This window comes from Kitasatospora sp. NPDC051853 (assembly GCF_044452665.1).
In the GTDB taxonomy this organism is placed as follows: domain Bacteria; phylum Actinomycetota; class Actinomycetes; order Streptomycetales; family Streptomycetaceae; genus Kitasatospora.
In genome coordinates, this window is the sequence record NZ_JBITBY010000001.1 from 989127 (window position 1) to 1002594 (window position 13468).

Annotated in this window: 13 protein-coding genes; 7 read left to right on the plus strand and 6 right to left on the minus strand. The window is 72.8% G+C overall.

The annotated features are described in order from the left end of the window. Positions 1-9: 9 nt before the first annotated feature. The 3 genes from ACIA8O_RS04390 to ACIA8O_RS04400 form a co-directional block, all read right to left on the minus strand. Complete coding sequence (locus ACIA8O_RS04390) at positions 10-426, minus strand: STAS domain-containing protein (protein WP_396292001.1); 417 nt, start codon at positions 424-426, stop codon at positions 10-12. A gap of 157 nt (positions 427-583) precedes the next feature. After that, entirely contained in the window at positions 584-1603 is a 1020-nt protein-coding gene (locus tag ACIA8O_RS04395) for a hemolysin family protein (RefSeq protein ID WP_396292002.1), read from the minus strand. After that, a complete protein-coding gene (locus tag ACIA8O_RS04400; protein WP_396292003.1) occupies positions 1600-2964 on the minus strand; it encodes a hemolysin family protein in 1365 nt (454 codons plus the stop codon). Before ACIA8O_RS04400 ends, ACIA8O_RS04395 begins: the two co-directional genes overlap by 4 nt. 250 nt (positions 2965-3214) lie before the next feature. On the opposite strand from ACIA8O_RS04400, the gene ACIA8O_RS04405 reads away from it, so the two are divergent. Continuing rightward, the gene (locus ACIA8O_RS04405; RefSeq protein WP_396292004.1) at positions 3215-4411 is read left to right on the plus strand and encodes an MFS transporter; all 1197 of its coding nucleotides are present in this window, start codon (positions 3215-3217) and stop codon (positions 4409-4411) included. A gap of 151 nt (positions 4412-4562) precedes the next feature. On the opposite strand, the gene ACIA8O_RS04410 is transcribed toward ACIA8O_RS04405, so the two are convergent. The 3 genes from ACIA8O_RS04410 to ACIA8O_RS04420 form a co-directional block, all read right to left on the minus strand. Then, entirely contained in the window at positions 4563-5435 is an 873-nt protein-coding gene (locus ACIA8O_RS04410; RefSeq protein WP_396292005.1) for a geranyl diphosphate 2-C-methyltransferase, read from the minus strand. Positions 5436-5502: 67 nt separating this feature from the next. Then, a complete protein-coding gene (locus ACIA8O_RS04415) occupies positions 5503-6801 on the minus strand; it encodes a family 2 encapsulin nanocompartment cargo protein terpene cyclase (protein WP_396292006.1) in 1299 nt (432 codons plus the stop codon). Then, a complete protein-coding gene (locus tag ACIA8O_RS04420; RefSeq protein ID WP_396292007.1) occupies positions 6798-8195 on the minus strand; it encodes a family 2B encapsulin nanocompartment shell protein in 1398 nt (465 codons plus the stop codon). The genes ACIA8O_RS04415 and ACIA8O_RS04420 overlap by 4 nt, the downstream gene beginning before the upstream one ends. A gap of 490 nt (positions 8196-8685) precedes the next feature. Between ACIA8O_RS04420 and ACIA8O_RS04425 the strand changes: the two genes are divergently transcribed. The 6 genes from ACIA8O_RS04425 to ACIA8O_RS04450 all read left to right on the plus strand — a co-directional run bounded on the left by ACIA8O_RS04425 (position 8686) and on the right by ACIA8O_RS04450 (position 13401). Continuing rightward, positions 8686-9426: a class I SAM-dependent methyltransferase gene (locus tag ACIA8O_RS04425; RefSeq protein WP_396292008.1), complete on the plus strand. Its 741-nt coding sequence runs from the start codon at positions 8686-8688 to the stop codon at positions 9424-9426. Between the two features lie 71 nt (positions 9427-9497). Further along, positions 9498-10034, plus strand: a complete 537-nt coding sequence (locus ACIA8O_RS04430) for a hypothetical protein (protein ID WP_396292009.1) — start codon at positions 9498-9500, stop codon at positions 10032-10034. Positions 10035-10129: 95 nt separating this feature from the next. After that, the gene (gene pip / locus ACIA8O_RS04435) at positions 10130-11086 is read left to right on the plus strand and encodes a prolyl aminopeptidase (protein WP_396292010.1); all 957 of its coding nucleotides are present in this window, start codon (positions 10130-10132) and stop codon (positions 11084-11086) included. A 186-nt stretch (positions 11087-11272) separates the two neighbouring features. Beyond that, positions 11273-12151, plus strand: coding sequence for an SGNH/GDSL hydrolase family protein (locus ACIA8O_RS04440; protein ID WP_396292011.1), 879 nt, complete (start codon positions 11273-11275; stop codon positions 12149-12151). Between the two features lie 167 nt (positions 12152-12318). Then, complete coding sequence (locus ACIA8O_RS04445) at positions 12319-12534, plus strand: hypothetical protein (protein ID WP_396292012.1); 216 nt, start codon at positions 12319-12321, stop codon at positions 12532-12534. Positions 12535-12648: 114 nt separating this feature from the next. Further along, entirely contained in the window at positions 12649-13401 is a 753-nt protein-coding gene (locus ACIA8O_RS04450) for a ferritin-like domain-containing protein (RefSeq protein ID WP_396292013.1), read from the plus strand. Positions 13402-13468 lie beyond the last annotated feature (67 nt).

The following is a 13468-nucleotide window of genomic DNA, read 5'->3' on the forward strand; positions in this document are numbered from 1 at the left end:
CGGCGCTGCTCAGCCGCCCGGTGGGGCAGTGACGTCCGGCGGAGCGGTGGCGTCCGGCGGCTCCTCGGCCAGGGCCTCGGCCACGGTGGCGTGCACCCGCAGGACACCGGCGGTGCCGGTGAGTTCGAGCATCAGGGAGACCATCGAGCCGGGGGACGCGACCGCGAGGTGACGGCCCCGCGCCTCGGCGTCCAGCCGGGTGCGCAGCAGCAGGTTGAGGCCGGTGGAGTCGCAGAAGTCGAGGCCCGAGCAGTCGACGACGATCAGGCCGCGCGGCCCGGCGAGGGCCGTGGCCAGGGCGTCCTGCAGGGGTTCGGCGGTGTCGTGGTCCAGCTCGCCGCTCGGGCGCAGCACCACGGCGCCGTCCTCCTCGCGCACCTGGACGGAGAGGCCGGGGGCCGGGCTCGGGGGAGGGGTGGGGGACACGGGGTCATCTCCGGTGGACGGCCGGGCCCGGCGGCCGTCCACCGGGCCGGGCAGGGGGCCCGGAGCGGGGCGGGAGCACGGGGCCCTCCACCAGGGGCTGCTACCCGGGTCCGGCGGTGCCAACCCTCGCGGGGACACCGCCGGACCCGGGGCCGGCTCAGTGGGCGGCGGGGCCGACCAGCTCCTTGAGCACGTCCTCCAGGGTCACCAGGCCGGTGGCCGAGCCGTCGGGGGCGACGGCCGCGGCCAGGTGGGTGCCGGAGCGCCGCATCGCGGTGAGCACGTCGTCCAGCGGGGTGGAATCGGCCACCCGGGCGATCGGGTGCAGGGCGCGGGCCGGGAACGGCAGGTCGCGGTTCTCGTCCTGCTCCAGCGCGTCCTTGACGTGCAGGTAGCCGGAGACCGTCCCGTCCGCCCGCAGCAGCGGGAAGCGGGAGAAGCCGGTCCGGGCGGCCAGCTCCTCCAGCTGGGCGGGGGTGGTGCCGGGCCGGGCGAAGACCACCTGCGCGGTTGGGGTGACCACGTCGGAGACCGGGCGGCTGCCCAGCTCCAGGGCGTCCTGGAGCAGCTCGGTGTCGCGCTCGCTGAGCAGCTCGGCGTCCGAGGAGTCCTGCACCATCCGGGAGAGCTCGTCCTCGGTGAAGACCGAGCCGACCTCGTCCTTGGGCTCCACCTTGAGCATCCGCAGGATGGCGTTGGCGAAGGCGTTGATCGAGAAGACCAGCGGGCGCAGCGCCTTGGTGGTGGCCACCAGCGGCGGCACCAGCAGCATCGCCGCCTTCTGCGGCGCGGCCAGCGCCAGGTTCTTCGGGATCATCTCGCCGAGCAGCATGTGCAGGTAGGTGGCCACCGTCAGGGCGATCACGAAGGCGATCGGGTGGGTGAGCGCGTCCGGCACGCCGACGGCGTGGAAGGCCGGCTCCAGCAGGTGGGCGATGGCCGGTTCGGCCACGGCGCCGAGCACCAGGGAGGAGACGGTGATGCCGAGTTGGGCGGTCGCGAGCATCGCCGAGACGTGCTCCAGACCCCAGATGACGGTCTTGGCCCGGCGGTCGCCCGCCTCGGCCTGCGGCTCGACCTGGCTGCGGCGCACCGAGATCAGGGCGAACTCGCCGCCGACGAAGAAGGCGTTGCTGACCAGGGTCAGCAGGCCGATGAAGAGCTGGAGCGCGGTCACCGGTCCTCCTCCGTGCGCTCGGTGGTGCGGCCGTCCGACGGCTCGTCGGCTGACGGGGCCTCAGGGGCGGTGATCCGCACCCGTTCCGCCACGTGGTGGTCGACGGTCTCGACCTCCAGCTGCCAGCCCTCCAGCTCGACCAGGTCGCCCGGGGCCGGGATGCGGCCGAGCCGGTGCGCGATCAGGCCGGCCAGGGTCTCGTACGGGCCCTCGGCGGAGGGCAGCCCGAGCGTCTCCAGCTGGTCCGTGCGGGTGATGCCGTCGGCGTCCCACTGGCGGCGGCCGTCGGTGAGGGTGCCGACGAAGAACAGGTCGGGGATCTCGGTCGGGTCGTGCTCGTCGCGGACCTCGCCGACCACCTCCTCGACGATGTCCTCCAGCGAGGCGATGCCGGCCGTGCCGCCGTACTCGTCGATGACCACGGCCAGGCTCTCCTCGCCGCGCAGCTGGTCCAGCAGCCGGTCCACGGTGAGGGTCTCGGGCACCAGCAGCGGCGGGGTCATCAGGGTGGTGACCCGGCGGTTGGCCCGCTCGGCGGCCGGGACGCCCAGGGCGTGCCGGATGTGCACGGTGCCGACCACCTGGTCCATGCTGCCCCGGTAGACCGGGAAGCGGGACAGGCCGGTGGCCCGGGTCAGGTTGGCCACGTCCGCGGCGGTGGCGTGCTCCTCCAGTGCCTGCACGTCGACCCGAGGGGTCATCACGTTCTCCGCCGTCAACTCCCGCAGGCGCAGCGCCCGGACGAAGAGGTCGGCGGTGTCCGGCTCTATCGCGCCCTCGCGGGCGGAGTGCCGGGCCAGGGCGATGAGCTCCTGCGGGGTGCGGGCGGAGGCCAGCTCCTCGGCGGGCTCCAGGCCGAAGCGGCGCACCACGCGGTTCGCGGTGTTGTTGAGGTGCCCGATCAGCGGGGAGAAGGCGGCCGAGAACAGGTACTGCGGCCGGGCCACGATCTTGGCCACCGCGAGCGGGCGGGAGATCGCCCAGTTCTTCGGGACCAGCTCGCCGGCCACCATCAGCACGATGGTCGAGAGCAGCACACCGAGGAGGACCGCCACCGTGTCCACCGCGCCGTGCGGCAGTCCGAGGGCGGTGAGCGGCCCGCGCAGCAGGGCGGAGACCGAGGGCTCGGCGAGCATGCCGATCACCAGGCTGGTCACCGTGATGCCCAGCTGGGCCCCGGAGAGCTGGAAGGTCAGCCGCTTGACGGCGGCCAGGGCGCCGGCGGCGCCGCGTTCACCGGCCTCGGCGGCGCGCTCGACCTCACCGCGCTCGACGGTGGTGAGGGAGAACTCGGCGGCCACGAAGACCGCGCAGGCCAGGGTGAGGACCAGGGCGAGCAGGAGCAGCAGGACTTCGGTCACCGTGCCACCCCCGCTCCGGACTGGTCGTCCTGCTGTACGGGAACGGCACGGGTGGAACTGGGAGGCTCGTCCATCGCGGGGACCGCGGCTCCTTCTTTCGTCAGTGTGTGTCTAGTCGGTCTACAGGAGTGTAAACGAATGGCAAAGCAAGATCACTGAGACCGTTGTCACGTTCACCGGCCGTGTCGAATGCTATAGTGCGTGCGTTCGCCTCCGACGCCCCGACTTGGTGCGTGCGGAGGCTTTTTTCATGCCAACCGACACCCTGACGCCGGCCCGCACCGGCTACCTCACCCTGCTCCGCGACCGCGAGTTCGCCGGGCTGTACGCCTCCTTCACCCTCACCGTCGCCGCCACCACGCTCTCCGGCTTCGCCCTCGGCTCGCTGGTCGACGACCGCACCGGCTCGCCCTTCCTGACCGCCGTCAGCATGTACGGCGCCACCTTCGCCACCGTGGTCGGAGCCCTGACCCTGATGTCGGTGGCCGACGGCCGCCACCCCCGCCGCACCCTGCTCGCCCTCCAGACCGTCACCCTGGCCGGCACCGCGGCCCAGGCCCTGCCCGGCCTGCCGCTGGCCGCCCGCTTCGGGCTGCTGCTGGTGCTCGGCCTCTTCCAGTCGCTGGCCACCGGCACCCGGCTCGGCCTGCTCGCCGAGATCGTCCCGCCCGGCGGCTATGCGTCGGCCCGCTCGCTGACCAACGTCACCTCCGGCGCCACCGCCGTCCTCGGCTACGGGATCGGCGGCCTGCTGGCGGGCCACCTGACGCCCCACCAGCTCTTCGGGCTGGCGGGCGCGCTGAACGGGTGCGCCCTGCTGCTGGTCGCGGTCACGGTGCGGGAGCGCTCGGTGCGGATCGCCCGGCGGCCCGGGCTGCGCGCCACCTGGAGCGCCAACGCGGTGCTGTTCGCCGACCCCGGGCGGCGGGTGCTGCTGCTCAACCTCTGGGTGCCGAACGGGCTGATCGTCGGGTGCGAGGCGCTGTTCATCCCCTACGCGCCCGGGGCCGCGGGCCTGCTGCTGGCGGCCGGCTCGGCGGGGATGCTGCTGGGGGACCTGACGGTGGGCCGGCTGCTGGACGCGCGGCAGCGGCAGCGCTGGGCCTTCGGCCTGCGGCTGCTGCTGGCCGTGCCCTTCCTGCTCTTCGCGCTGCGGCCGCCGACGGCCGTGCTGGTGCTCGCGGTGCTGGTGGCGGGCGTCGGGTTCGCGGCCACCCTGCCGCTCCAGGAACGGCTGCTGGAGGCGACACCGGAGGCGGTGCAGGGGCAGGTCCAGGGGGTCGAGTCGGCCGGGCGGATGACCTGGCAGGGGCTCGGGGCCGCCGTCGCGGGAGGAGCCGCACAGCTCGTGGGGCCGGCGGTGGCGATCACCGTGGTGGCGACGGTCTCGGTGCTGCTGACGCTGGCGCTGCGGCCCGGTAAGGGGATTTCACAGAACGCCAGTTGACCGGTGGTGGTGACACCTTGAGGGGCGCGGGGAACTGCGCGCTCCGGAAGGCGGCCCACCTGCAACTGACTCACCATCAGCCAGTTGCAGGTGCTGCCTTTCCAGCCCGCGCAGTTCCTCGCGCCCCTGGTGTGACCACGTGCCGTAAGGGTCAGACCCGGTCGGCGGCGATCAGGAGGTACTGGAAGGAGCCGTCCTTGTAGGACTCGATGAAGGCCTCCTCGATGCCGGTGACGATCGAGGTGGTGGCCCGGAGCTCCCAGTAGGGGAGGGTGGCCGGGGTGAGGTCGATGACGGCCTGGGGGACCAGGCGGTTGTCGGCCATCGCCCGCATGTACTCGCGGCGGGAGTGGATGTTGCACTCGAAGTGGGCGTTGATCTGGGAGACCCACTTGGAGGGCTGGCCGTAGACCGGGTTCCAGCAGCCGGTGATGGTGACGTAGCGGCCGCCCAGCTTCAGGATGCGGGAGTGCTCGGAGAACAGGTCCTCGAGGTCCACGTACATGCTGGACTCGTTGTTCCAGGAGGCGGCGGCCTGGCCGGTCTCGAACGGCATGTTGAGCATGTTGGCCACCCGGGAGCGGACGGCGTGGTCGATGCCGAGCTCGCGGGCGCGGTTGTTGCCGAAGTCGGCCTGGGTGCTGGAGAGGGTGACGCCCTCCACGGTGCAGTTGAAGCGCTGGTGGGCCATCACCATCGAGCCGCCGCGGCCGCAGCCGGCGTCGACCAGGGTGTCCTCGGCGGTGATCGGGCCGAGGTGGTCGAGCAGGACGTTGGTCTGGGCGGACTCCAGGCGGTGCAGCTCGGCGATCACCTTCTGCTCGCGCTCGGCCGGGTCGTCGGCCTGGATCGCGGCCTGGTCGATGTCGCCGATGCCGTAGTGGTGGTGGTACAGGCCGTCCACGTCGCCCAGGAGCAGGTTGACCGGGCGGGCCTCGTTGTTCCAGTAGCGGGCGATGTCGCCCTGGTAGGCGCTGGCCGGGCCGGGGATCGAGGCGCTGGTGGGGGCGGCGGTGGTGGTCATGGGGGATTCTCCTCGTGAAGAAGGGTGTGACGGACGAATGGCGGGCCGGCCGGAGGGCCGGCGGCGCTCACCAGAAATCGGGGAGCGTGTAGCGGTAGGTGTTGGTCTGGTGCCAGTTGTGGTTGCCGTCGATCCAGACCGCGACGCCGCGCAGGAAGCGCAGCAGGGCCGGGTTCGGGTACTCGACGGCCAACTGGGCCGATTCGGCCTCGAAAGCGTGCATCAGCTCGTTGTGGATCTCGACGGCCTTGAGGTACGCGTCGCGGGCGTCCAGCTCCTCGTTCCGGGCGATCACCACGGGGAGGTTGAGGTGCAGGCCGGGGCTCTGCAGCTCCTTGGTGTAGGAGTACAGGTCGTTGACGATGGTGGTGGCGTTCCCCGCCAGGGCGATCACCCGCTGGAGGGCGGGCAGCGCGTGCAGGTCGGCGGGGAGCTCGTAGCCGCCGATCGTGTCGGTGATGGTCGGGCAGGGGCGGAAGTTGTTGAACTGACGCATCGCCAGGTACTCCCACACCTGGGGCACGTAGTCGGTCTCGTCCCAGGCGGCCTCGGCCAGGTAACCCATGTGCAGCCGGGCCATGTCGTGCCGGAAGCGGTCCGCCTGGGAGGGGCTGGCGACCTGGCGGAAGTACTCCATGGCCGAGAAGTACGCCCGGCGCGGTGCGTCGGACTGGAGCGACTCGTGCCAGGCCGGGGTGTACCCGGCGGTGGTGTGCACCGGGTCCAGCGCGGTGTGGGCCAGCAGCAGGCGCCCGCCCAGGCCGACCGGGGAGCCGCCGTGGTCCTCGCAGTAGACGTCGTCGACGACGTTCTCGGCCGCCATCAGCCGGGTGGCCACCATCAGGTGGTCGACGCTCGGCGCGTCCGGGTGGCAGGTGACCATGTAGCGGCCGAGCGAGAAGCCGTCGAACTGGTCCTCCCACTCCGGCGGGTAGAGCGCGACCTCGTGCACCGCCCAGTCCTTGATCCGGCGGCTGACCTCCTCGACCCGGGCCGGGTCCGGCTCGGCGACGGGGTGGAAGTACAGCCCCGGCACCGGGTCGCCGGGGGTCGGCTTGCCGGAGGGGGCCGGTGCTTCGGCGGGTGCCACCGGGGTCAGGCCGGGCACGGCGAAACCGGGCAGTGAGGGGAGGCTGAAGGCGGCCGGTGCCTCCGGTGCCTCCGGGGCCTCTGGTGCCTCGAACTCCCGGACGGGGAAGCTGAGTTGCGGAGGTCCGGGAAGTGCGACGGCCTCCACCGCGGCGGCCTCGGGGACGGCGGGTGCCTCGGGTGCCTCGGTGGGGAGCGTCAGGTAGAGGCTGCCCGTTCCCAGGCCGCTCGGGCCGCGCAACAGCCGCCCCAGCTCCTGGAGTTCGGTGCCGGTCATGCGGCCGCTCCGATCTGGCAGTTCTCCAGCAGGCCGAGCGCGTCCGGTACCAGGACGGCGGCGGAGTGGTAGCCGCTGACCAGGTAGCGCATCACGGACTGCTGGTTGATGCCCATGAAGCGGACGTTCAGGCCGGGCTCGACCTCCTCGGGGAGGTCCTTGGGGCGCAGGCCGATCACGCCCTGCTGCTCCTCGCCGAAGCGCACCGCCATGATGGTGGAGGTCTGGGTGTCGGAGACCGGGATCTTCGAGAGCGGGTAGATCGGCACGCCCCGCCAGCTGGGCACCGGCTTGCCGTTGACCTCGGCCGGGGTCGGGTAGAGGCCGCGCTTGTTGCACTCGGCGAAGAAGGCCACGATCGCCTTCGGGTGGGCGAAGAAGGCGTGGGTGGAGCGCCGCATGGCGAGCAGCTGGTCCAGGTCGTCCGGGGTGGGCGGGCCGCTGCGGGTGGAGATCCGCTGGTCGTAGGCGGCGTTGTGGAGCAGCCCGAACTCGCGGTTGTTGACGATCTCGTGCTCCTGCCGCTCGCGCAGCTCCTCCACCGTCAGGCGCAGCTGCTGCTGCAGCTGGTCCATCGGGTCGTTGTAGAGGTCGGAGACCCGGGTGTGCACCTGGAGGATGGTCTGGGCCACCGACAACTCGTACTCGCGGGGCGCGAGTTCGTAGTCGACGAAGCTGGTGGGGATCTCCGGCTCGCCCTGGTGGCCGGCGCTGATCGCGATCTCGGCCTCGCCCTTGCGGTTGACGGCGCGGCCGGCCCGGGCCCGGAACTCCTCGGTGTGCGCCCGCAACGAGGGTGTGCGGTCCAGGAGTTCGCGGTACTGCGCCCAGGGGAGGGCGAGCACGGTGGCGTCGGTGGCGGCGCGCAGGGTGGCCGACCACTCGGCGTCCGGGCGTAGGTGCGCCTCGTCGCCGAGGTGGGCGCCGTCGGTGACCACGCCGACCACCTGCGGGTCGCCGTACCTGCCCTCGACGATCCGCTCCAGGCGGCCGTGGGCGATCAGGAAGACCTCGTCCACCGGCTGCCCCTGACCGGCCAGCAGGTCACCGGCGCGGACCTCGCGGACCCGGAAGCCGGCGGCCAGTTCGGCCAGTACCTCCTGGTCCTGGTACCCGCGCAGCGCGGGCAGCGCGTCGAGGGAGGCCGGGACGGGGCGGACCAGGTCCGCGCCCTCCTGGACGAAGAGCACCCGTCCGGCGCCGGTCCTCAGCAGCAGCCGCCGGTTGACCCGGTACGTACCGGCCGCGACCTCCACCCAGGGCATGGTGCGCAGCAGGTTCCGGGAGGTGATCCCCTGCATCTGCGGTTCGGACTTGGTGGTCGTGGCCAGCAGCCTGGCCGCCTGCGTGGACAGGCTCGACTGCGGCGTGGGTGGTGCTCCCAGGCCAAGCATGACTACTCCTCGGGGAAGGGCGCCCACAGGGCTGCCGGGGCGCGGTGTGCACCGCGATTGGGCACGAGCGGACAGCACGGACCGGCCGGCCCCGCGCGGTGCCCGGGGGCGTCGGTTGCCCGTTCTGGATCTGATCGGTTCGTTCAGAGGTGCCGAGGTGCCGGTATTCGCCGTCCGTCCGGTCTCACGTCGCTGTCTCTCCCCAGACCGTCCGTCGGCTTCCGAGATCATGATTGCGGAGTCCGGGCGGAAGTCGGGCCGAAGGATCGGAAGAGACCGAATGTGATCGTTCCGGTTCGTACGGCTGTACTGGAGCCGAATGTGATCTCCGATCGGAGGAGGGTTTCTGACGGTCCGTAAGCTCTGCCTGCGAGGACGCCGCTCCGGCCCGACTTCTCTGTGGCATCCGCCAATACGGCTGCCCGGTGGTGCGGGGAGAGGATTTCCGCCACGGCGGTGCACGGGGCACGGCCGGGAGAGGGGGACGTCCGTGAGCGGGCAGCAGTACGACCAGATCGGTGAGGCCTTCGAGGGGTTCAAGTCCCTGCCGCTGATGCGCTTCGGCGAGGTGCCGAGCTTCCTGGAGCTGGTGGGCGACGTGCGGGGCCGGTCGGTGCTCGACCTGGCCTGCGGGACCGGCTTCTACAGCCGGGAGTTCAAGCGGCGGGGCGCGAGCGAGGTGTTCGGGGTGGACATCTCGGTGGAGATGATCGCCGCCGCGCGGGAGATCGAGCGGCACGACCCGCTGGGCGTGCGGTACGAGGTCGGCGACGTGCTCGAACTGGGCGACCTGGAGCCGAAGTTCGACGTCGCGCTCGGGGTGCAGTGTCTCAACTACGCCGAGTCGGTGGCCGAGATGGAGCGGATGTGCCGCAACATCCACCGCAACCTGGTGCCGGGCGGCGAGTTCTTCGTCCTCGCCCAGAAGCCGGACTACGGGTTCGACTGCGCGGACCTGGAGAACTACGGCTTCCGCTGCGAGCCGGCCGGTGAGATCGAGACCGGCACCCGGGTGCGGGTGACCGCACTGCTGGAGCCGGAGCCGATCACCATCGTCTCCTCGGCGCCGAGCCGCGAGGTGTACGAGAAGTGCCTCCAGGCGGCCGGCTTCAGCGCGGTCGAGTGGGTGCCGCTGCAGATCACCGAGGCCGGACTGCGGGAGTACGGCGAGGAGTTCTGGGCCGAGGCGCTCGCCCACCCGCCGCTGGAGATGTTCCGGGCCCGCGCCTGACCCGGGAGGGAGTGCTACCCGGGCGCCGCGGGTAGCACTCCCGCAGGGGACACGGGGGATCGGGGGATCGGATGGCGCACGAGCACGTCACCGTACGGGTGGAGAAGTGGCAGTTGGCCGTCGGCGCGGTCTGCCTGGTGGCGGCGGGGTACCTGGCGTTCCGGTGGGCGGGGCACCGGAGCCCGGTGCCCGTCCTCGGGGCCGTGGCGTTCGGGGCGGTGCTCTGGCTCGGGCCGGTCGTGCGGCCGCTGCGGCTGCGGACGGCCGACGAGGGCCTGCTGCTGCGCCTGCCGCTGTGGCCCCGCGAGCTCGCGATCCCCTGGGACGACCTGGCGGCCCTGCACACCCGCGAGGCCAAGGTGTTCGGCGGCACCCGGCCGGTCTTCCGGCTGGAGGTCGCCCGGACACCGGCCGTGTGGATCGCGCTCGTCTGGCTCACCAACCACCGCCGGCTGGCGAGTTGGAACCGCATCCGCTTCTACGGCGGCCTGCCCGGCGGCTGCGACGTGGAGCTCGTGGGACGGACCGACCAGGCCGAACTGGACCGCCTGGTGGCCGTGGTGAGCGGGCACGCCGCCGTCAACCCGCCCGACCCGTACGAGTTCTGAGGCGGTGCCACCGGCCCCGGCGGGTGAGGCGGGGCCGGTGGCACCCGGCCGCAATTCGGTTGGCAGGGGCTGTCGTTCGTGTTAAGTGCTGTGTCATGCCTCTCTACCCACCGACCACTCCGTACGACACCGGCTTCCTCGACACCGGCGACGGGAACCGCATCTACTACGAGCAGCTCGGCAACCCGGACGGCAAACCGGCCCTCGGGGTGCACGGCGGCCCCGGCGGGGGCGGCTCGCGGAATCCGCTGCGGGCCTGGGACCCGGAGCGGTACCGGGTGATCCGCTTCGACCAGCGCAACTGCGGGTCGAGCACCCCGCACGCCAGTGACCCGGCGGCGGACATGAGCCTGAACACCACGCAGCACCTGATCGACGACATGGAGCGCCTGCGCGAGCACCTGGCGGTCGACAGGTGGCTGGTGAACGGCGCCTCCTGGGGCGTGACGCTCGCCCTGGCCTATGCGCAGCAGCACCCCGGGCGGGTCAGCGAGATCATCCTGCAGGCCGTGATGACCAGCAGCCGGGCCGAGATCGACTGGCTCTACCGGGGTGCCGGGCGCTTCCACCCCGAGGCCTGGGACCGGTTCCGGGAGGGCGTTCCCGAGGGTGAGCGGGACGGTGACCTCCCGGCCGCGTACGCCCGGTTGATGGAGCACCCCGACCGGGCGGTCCGGGCGAAGGCCGCCGCCGACTGGCTGGCCTGGGAGGACGCGGTCGTCTCGCTGGAGCCCAACAACCGCCCGGGCATGTACAGCGACCGGGTGGAGGACGACCAGATCGCCTTCGTCCGGATCTGCTCGCACTTCTTCGGCCACGGCGCCTGGCTGACGGAGGAGCAGATCCTGCGCGACGCGCCGAAGCTGGCCGGCATTCCGGGCGTGGTGGTGACCGGTCGCCACGACATGGGCTGCCCGCCGGGGACCGCCTGGCGGCTGGTGCGGGCCTGGCCGGGGGCCCGGCTGCACATCTCCGACGACTCCGGCCACGTGGGCAGCGAGAGCATGGTGAAGGTGGTCCACGACGCCATCGAGGAGTTCAAGGACCGTTGACCGCCGGGCCCGGTCCCGGGCCCGGCCGGGGGAGGGGTCAACTCGCCGTGCTGTCACGGTGCTTGACTGGGGGACGGGCGGGCCACATCCTTACCGAGCGGTAAGACCGCCCGGTAACCACGGCTGGTGCAGGTCCGTGGCGGTGTGCCGTCCCCCACCCCTCGTCACCGTCACGGAGGCACCCCCATGCCGACGACCGGAACTCCGCGTGCCCGCGCGGCCCTCACCACCCTCGCCCTCGCGGCCTCCCTGGCCGCCGGAGCCCTGAGCTCCGCGGGCCCGGCGGCCGCCCGGACCTCGTACGCGCGCTACGTCGCCCTCGGCGACTCCTACGCCTCGGGCGCCGGAGTGCCGACCCAGGTGGACACCGCCTGCGCGCGGTCGGACAAGAACTACCCGTCGGTGCTGGCCGCGGCCCTGGCGCCGGGCGCGAAGGCGGACGTCACCTGCGGCGGCGCCACCACGGTGCACATGACGACCACCCAGAGCGGCTCCGCCGGGCCGCAGTTCAACGCGCTGACCGCCGACACCGACCTGGTGACGCTGACCATCGGCGGCAACGACGTGGGCTTCGCCGACATCATCGTGCGCTGCACCACGCTGGGCTTCTTCAACGGCGGAGGGTCCCCCTGCAAGGCGAGCTACACCTCGGGCGGGACGGACCAGCTGGCCGCGAAGGTGGACGCCACCGGAGCGAAGATCGGGGCGGTGCTGGACGGCATCCGGCAGCGCGCGCCGCGGGCGGCGGTGCTGGTGACCGGCTACCCGGCGATCCTGCCGGACGACGGCTCCAACTGCTGGGCCACCGTCAGCATCGCCAAGGGGGACGCCCCCTGGCTGCGCGACACCCAGAAGCGGCTCAACTCGGTGGTCGCGGCCCAGGCCGCCGCCCACGGTGCCCGCTACGTGGACGTCTACGGGCCCTCGGTGGGGCACGACGTCTGCAAGCCGGTGGGGACGCGGTGGATGGAGCCGCTGTTCGGCAGCGGTGCGGCGGCCTTCCATCCGAACGCGGCGGGGGAGCGGTCGATGGCCGAGGCGGTGCGGGTGGTCGCCGTGGGCTGAGCCGCCGGTGGCGGGCCGGTACGGCGCCCGGCTGCTGCGGCGCCCGGTCGGGGCATCCGGCCGGGCGCCGCGCGGTGACACCCGGATGGTGGACCCGGCGGGCGGGGGCCGGGCGGAGCGGACAGCATCGCCGGTGAGGGGTGGGCGGCCGGACGGAAGGAGTGGTGATGGCAGCCGAGTTGAGCGAGGAGCTGGGCGGGCCGCCGCAGTGGTTCTGGTGCCTGGACCACCAGCGGGTGGAGGAGGGCTACCAGTGCCCGGTGAAGAACCTGCTGGGTCCGTTCGACACGCCGGCGGAGGCGGCCCGGGCGCTGGACCTCGCGCACGGCCGGACGGAGGAGTGGGACCGCTCGGACCGGGCCTGGGAGGAGGGCGAAGGCTGACGGCGTGTCGGGCGACCTGCGGCAAGTCGTGTTGAACGTGTTCAGTTATGGGTCTAGAGTCGTCCCCGTCGCAGGGCGGGAGCGAGCCTCACCGCCGCCACGAGGGGGACCACCATGACCACGCACGACTTCGCCCGTTGGGTCGACCACTTCCACGCCGAGGCGGCCCGCCGGGCCGCCACCGCCGAGCCCGACTGGTCGGCCGGCGCGCGGCTGCCCGACACCGCCTGGGCCAGCCTGCAGAAGTTCCAGGTCGGCGAGGACGGCGACGGGGCCAACCTGATCGGCAAGGCCGACCGCGCGGGCGACCCGGACTACGCCCTGGCGGCCCGGCTGTTCGTCGCCGAGGAGCAGAACCACGCCCGGCTGCTGGCGCTGCTGCTGGAGGCGGGCGGCCGCCCGACCCTGGACGGGCACTGGAGCGACCGGATCTTCGTCCGGGTGCGACGGCTGCTCGGGATGCGCACCGAGCTGCTGGTGCTGATGATCGCCGAACTGGTCGCCGTCCCCTACTACCGCGCGGTCCGGGACGGCGCCGCCGACCCGCTGGTGAGCGAGGTGGCCGGGCGGATCATGGCCGACGAGGAGCGGCACATCCCCTTCCACTGCGACCGGCTGGCCGACTCGCTGGCCGAACTCGGCCCGGCCGCACGGCGGGTGACGGTCGGCGGGTGGCGCCTGCTGCTGCTCGCCGCCGCGCTCTTCGTGGCGGTCGACCACGGCCCGGCGCTGCGGGACCTCGGAGCCCGGCGCACCCGCTTCGTGCGGGACGTGTTCCGCCTCTCCGGCCCGGTCGCGGCCCGGATCCTCGGCGGCGCGGCCTGGGCCCGGGCGGACCGTCGGCGAGCGGTGCCGCAGGCCGCCTGACCGAGCGCCCGTCCCCCATGCCGGAGGCCCGGCCGGACTGCCCCACGGGGGTGGACAGTCCGGCCGG

Bases quoted from the DNA above. Each gene is read 5' to 3' on its own strand.
- ACIA8O_RS04405 (WP_396292004.1), top strand. From the start codon at position 3,215: ATGCCAACCGACACCCTGACGCCGGCCCGCACCGGCTACCTCACCCTG.
- ACIA8O_RS04410 (WP_396292005.1), bottom strand. From the start codon at position 5,435: ATGACCACCACCGCCGCCCCCACCAGCGCCTCGATCCCCGGCCCGGCC.
- ACIA8O_RS04415 (WP_396292006.1), bottom strand. From the start codon at position 6,801: ATGACCGGCACCGAACTCCAGGAGCTGGGGCGGCTGTTGCGCGGCCCG.
- ACIA8O_RS04420 (WP_396292007.1), bottom strand. From the start codon at position 8,195: ATGCTTGGCCTGGGAGCACCACCCACGCCGCAGTCGAGCCTGTCCACG.
- ACIA8O_RS04430 (WP_396292009.1), top strand. From the start codon at position 9,498: ATGGCGCACGAGCACGTCACCGTACGGGTGGAGAAGTGGCAGTTGGCC.
- pip (WP_396292010.1), top strand. From the start codon at position 10,130: ATGCCTCTCTACCCACCGACCACTCCGTACGACACCGGCTTCCTCGAC.
- ACIA8O_RS04440 (WP_396292011.1), top strand. From the start codon at position 11,273: ATGCCGACGACCGGAACTCCGCGTGCCCGCGCGGCCCTCACCACCCTC.
- ACIA8O_RS04445 (WP_396292012.1), top strand. From the start codon at position 12,319: ATGGCAGCCGAGTTGAGCGAGGAGCTGGGCGGGCCGCCGCAGTGGTTC.
- ACIA8O_RS04450 (WP_396292013.1), top strand. From the start codon at position 12,649: ATGACCACGCACGACTTCGCCCGTTGGGTCGACCACTTCCACGCCGAG.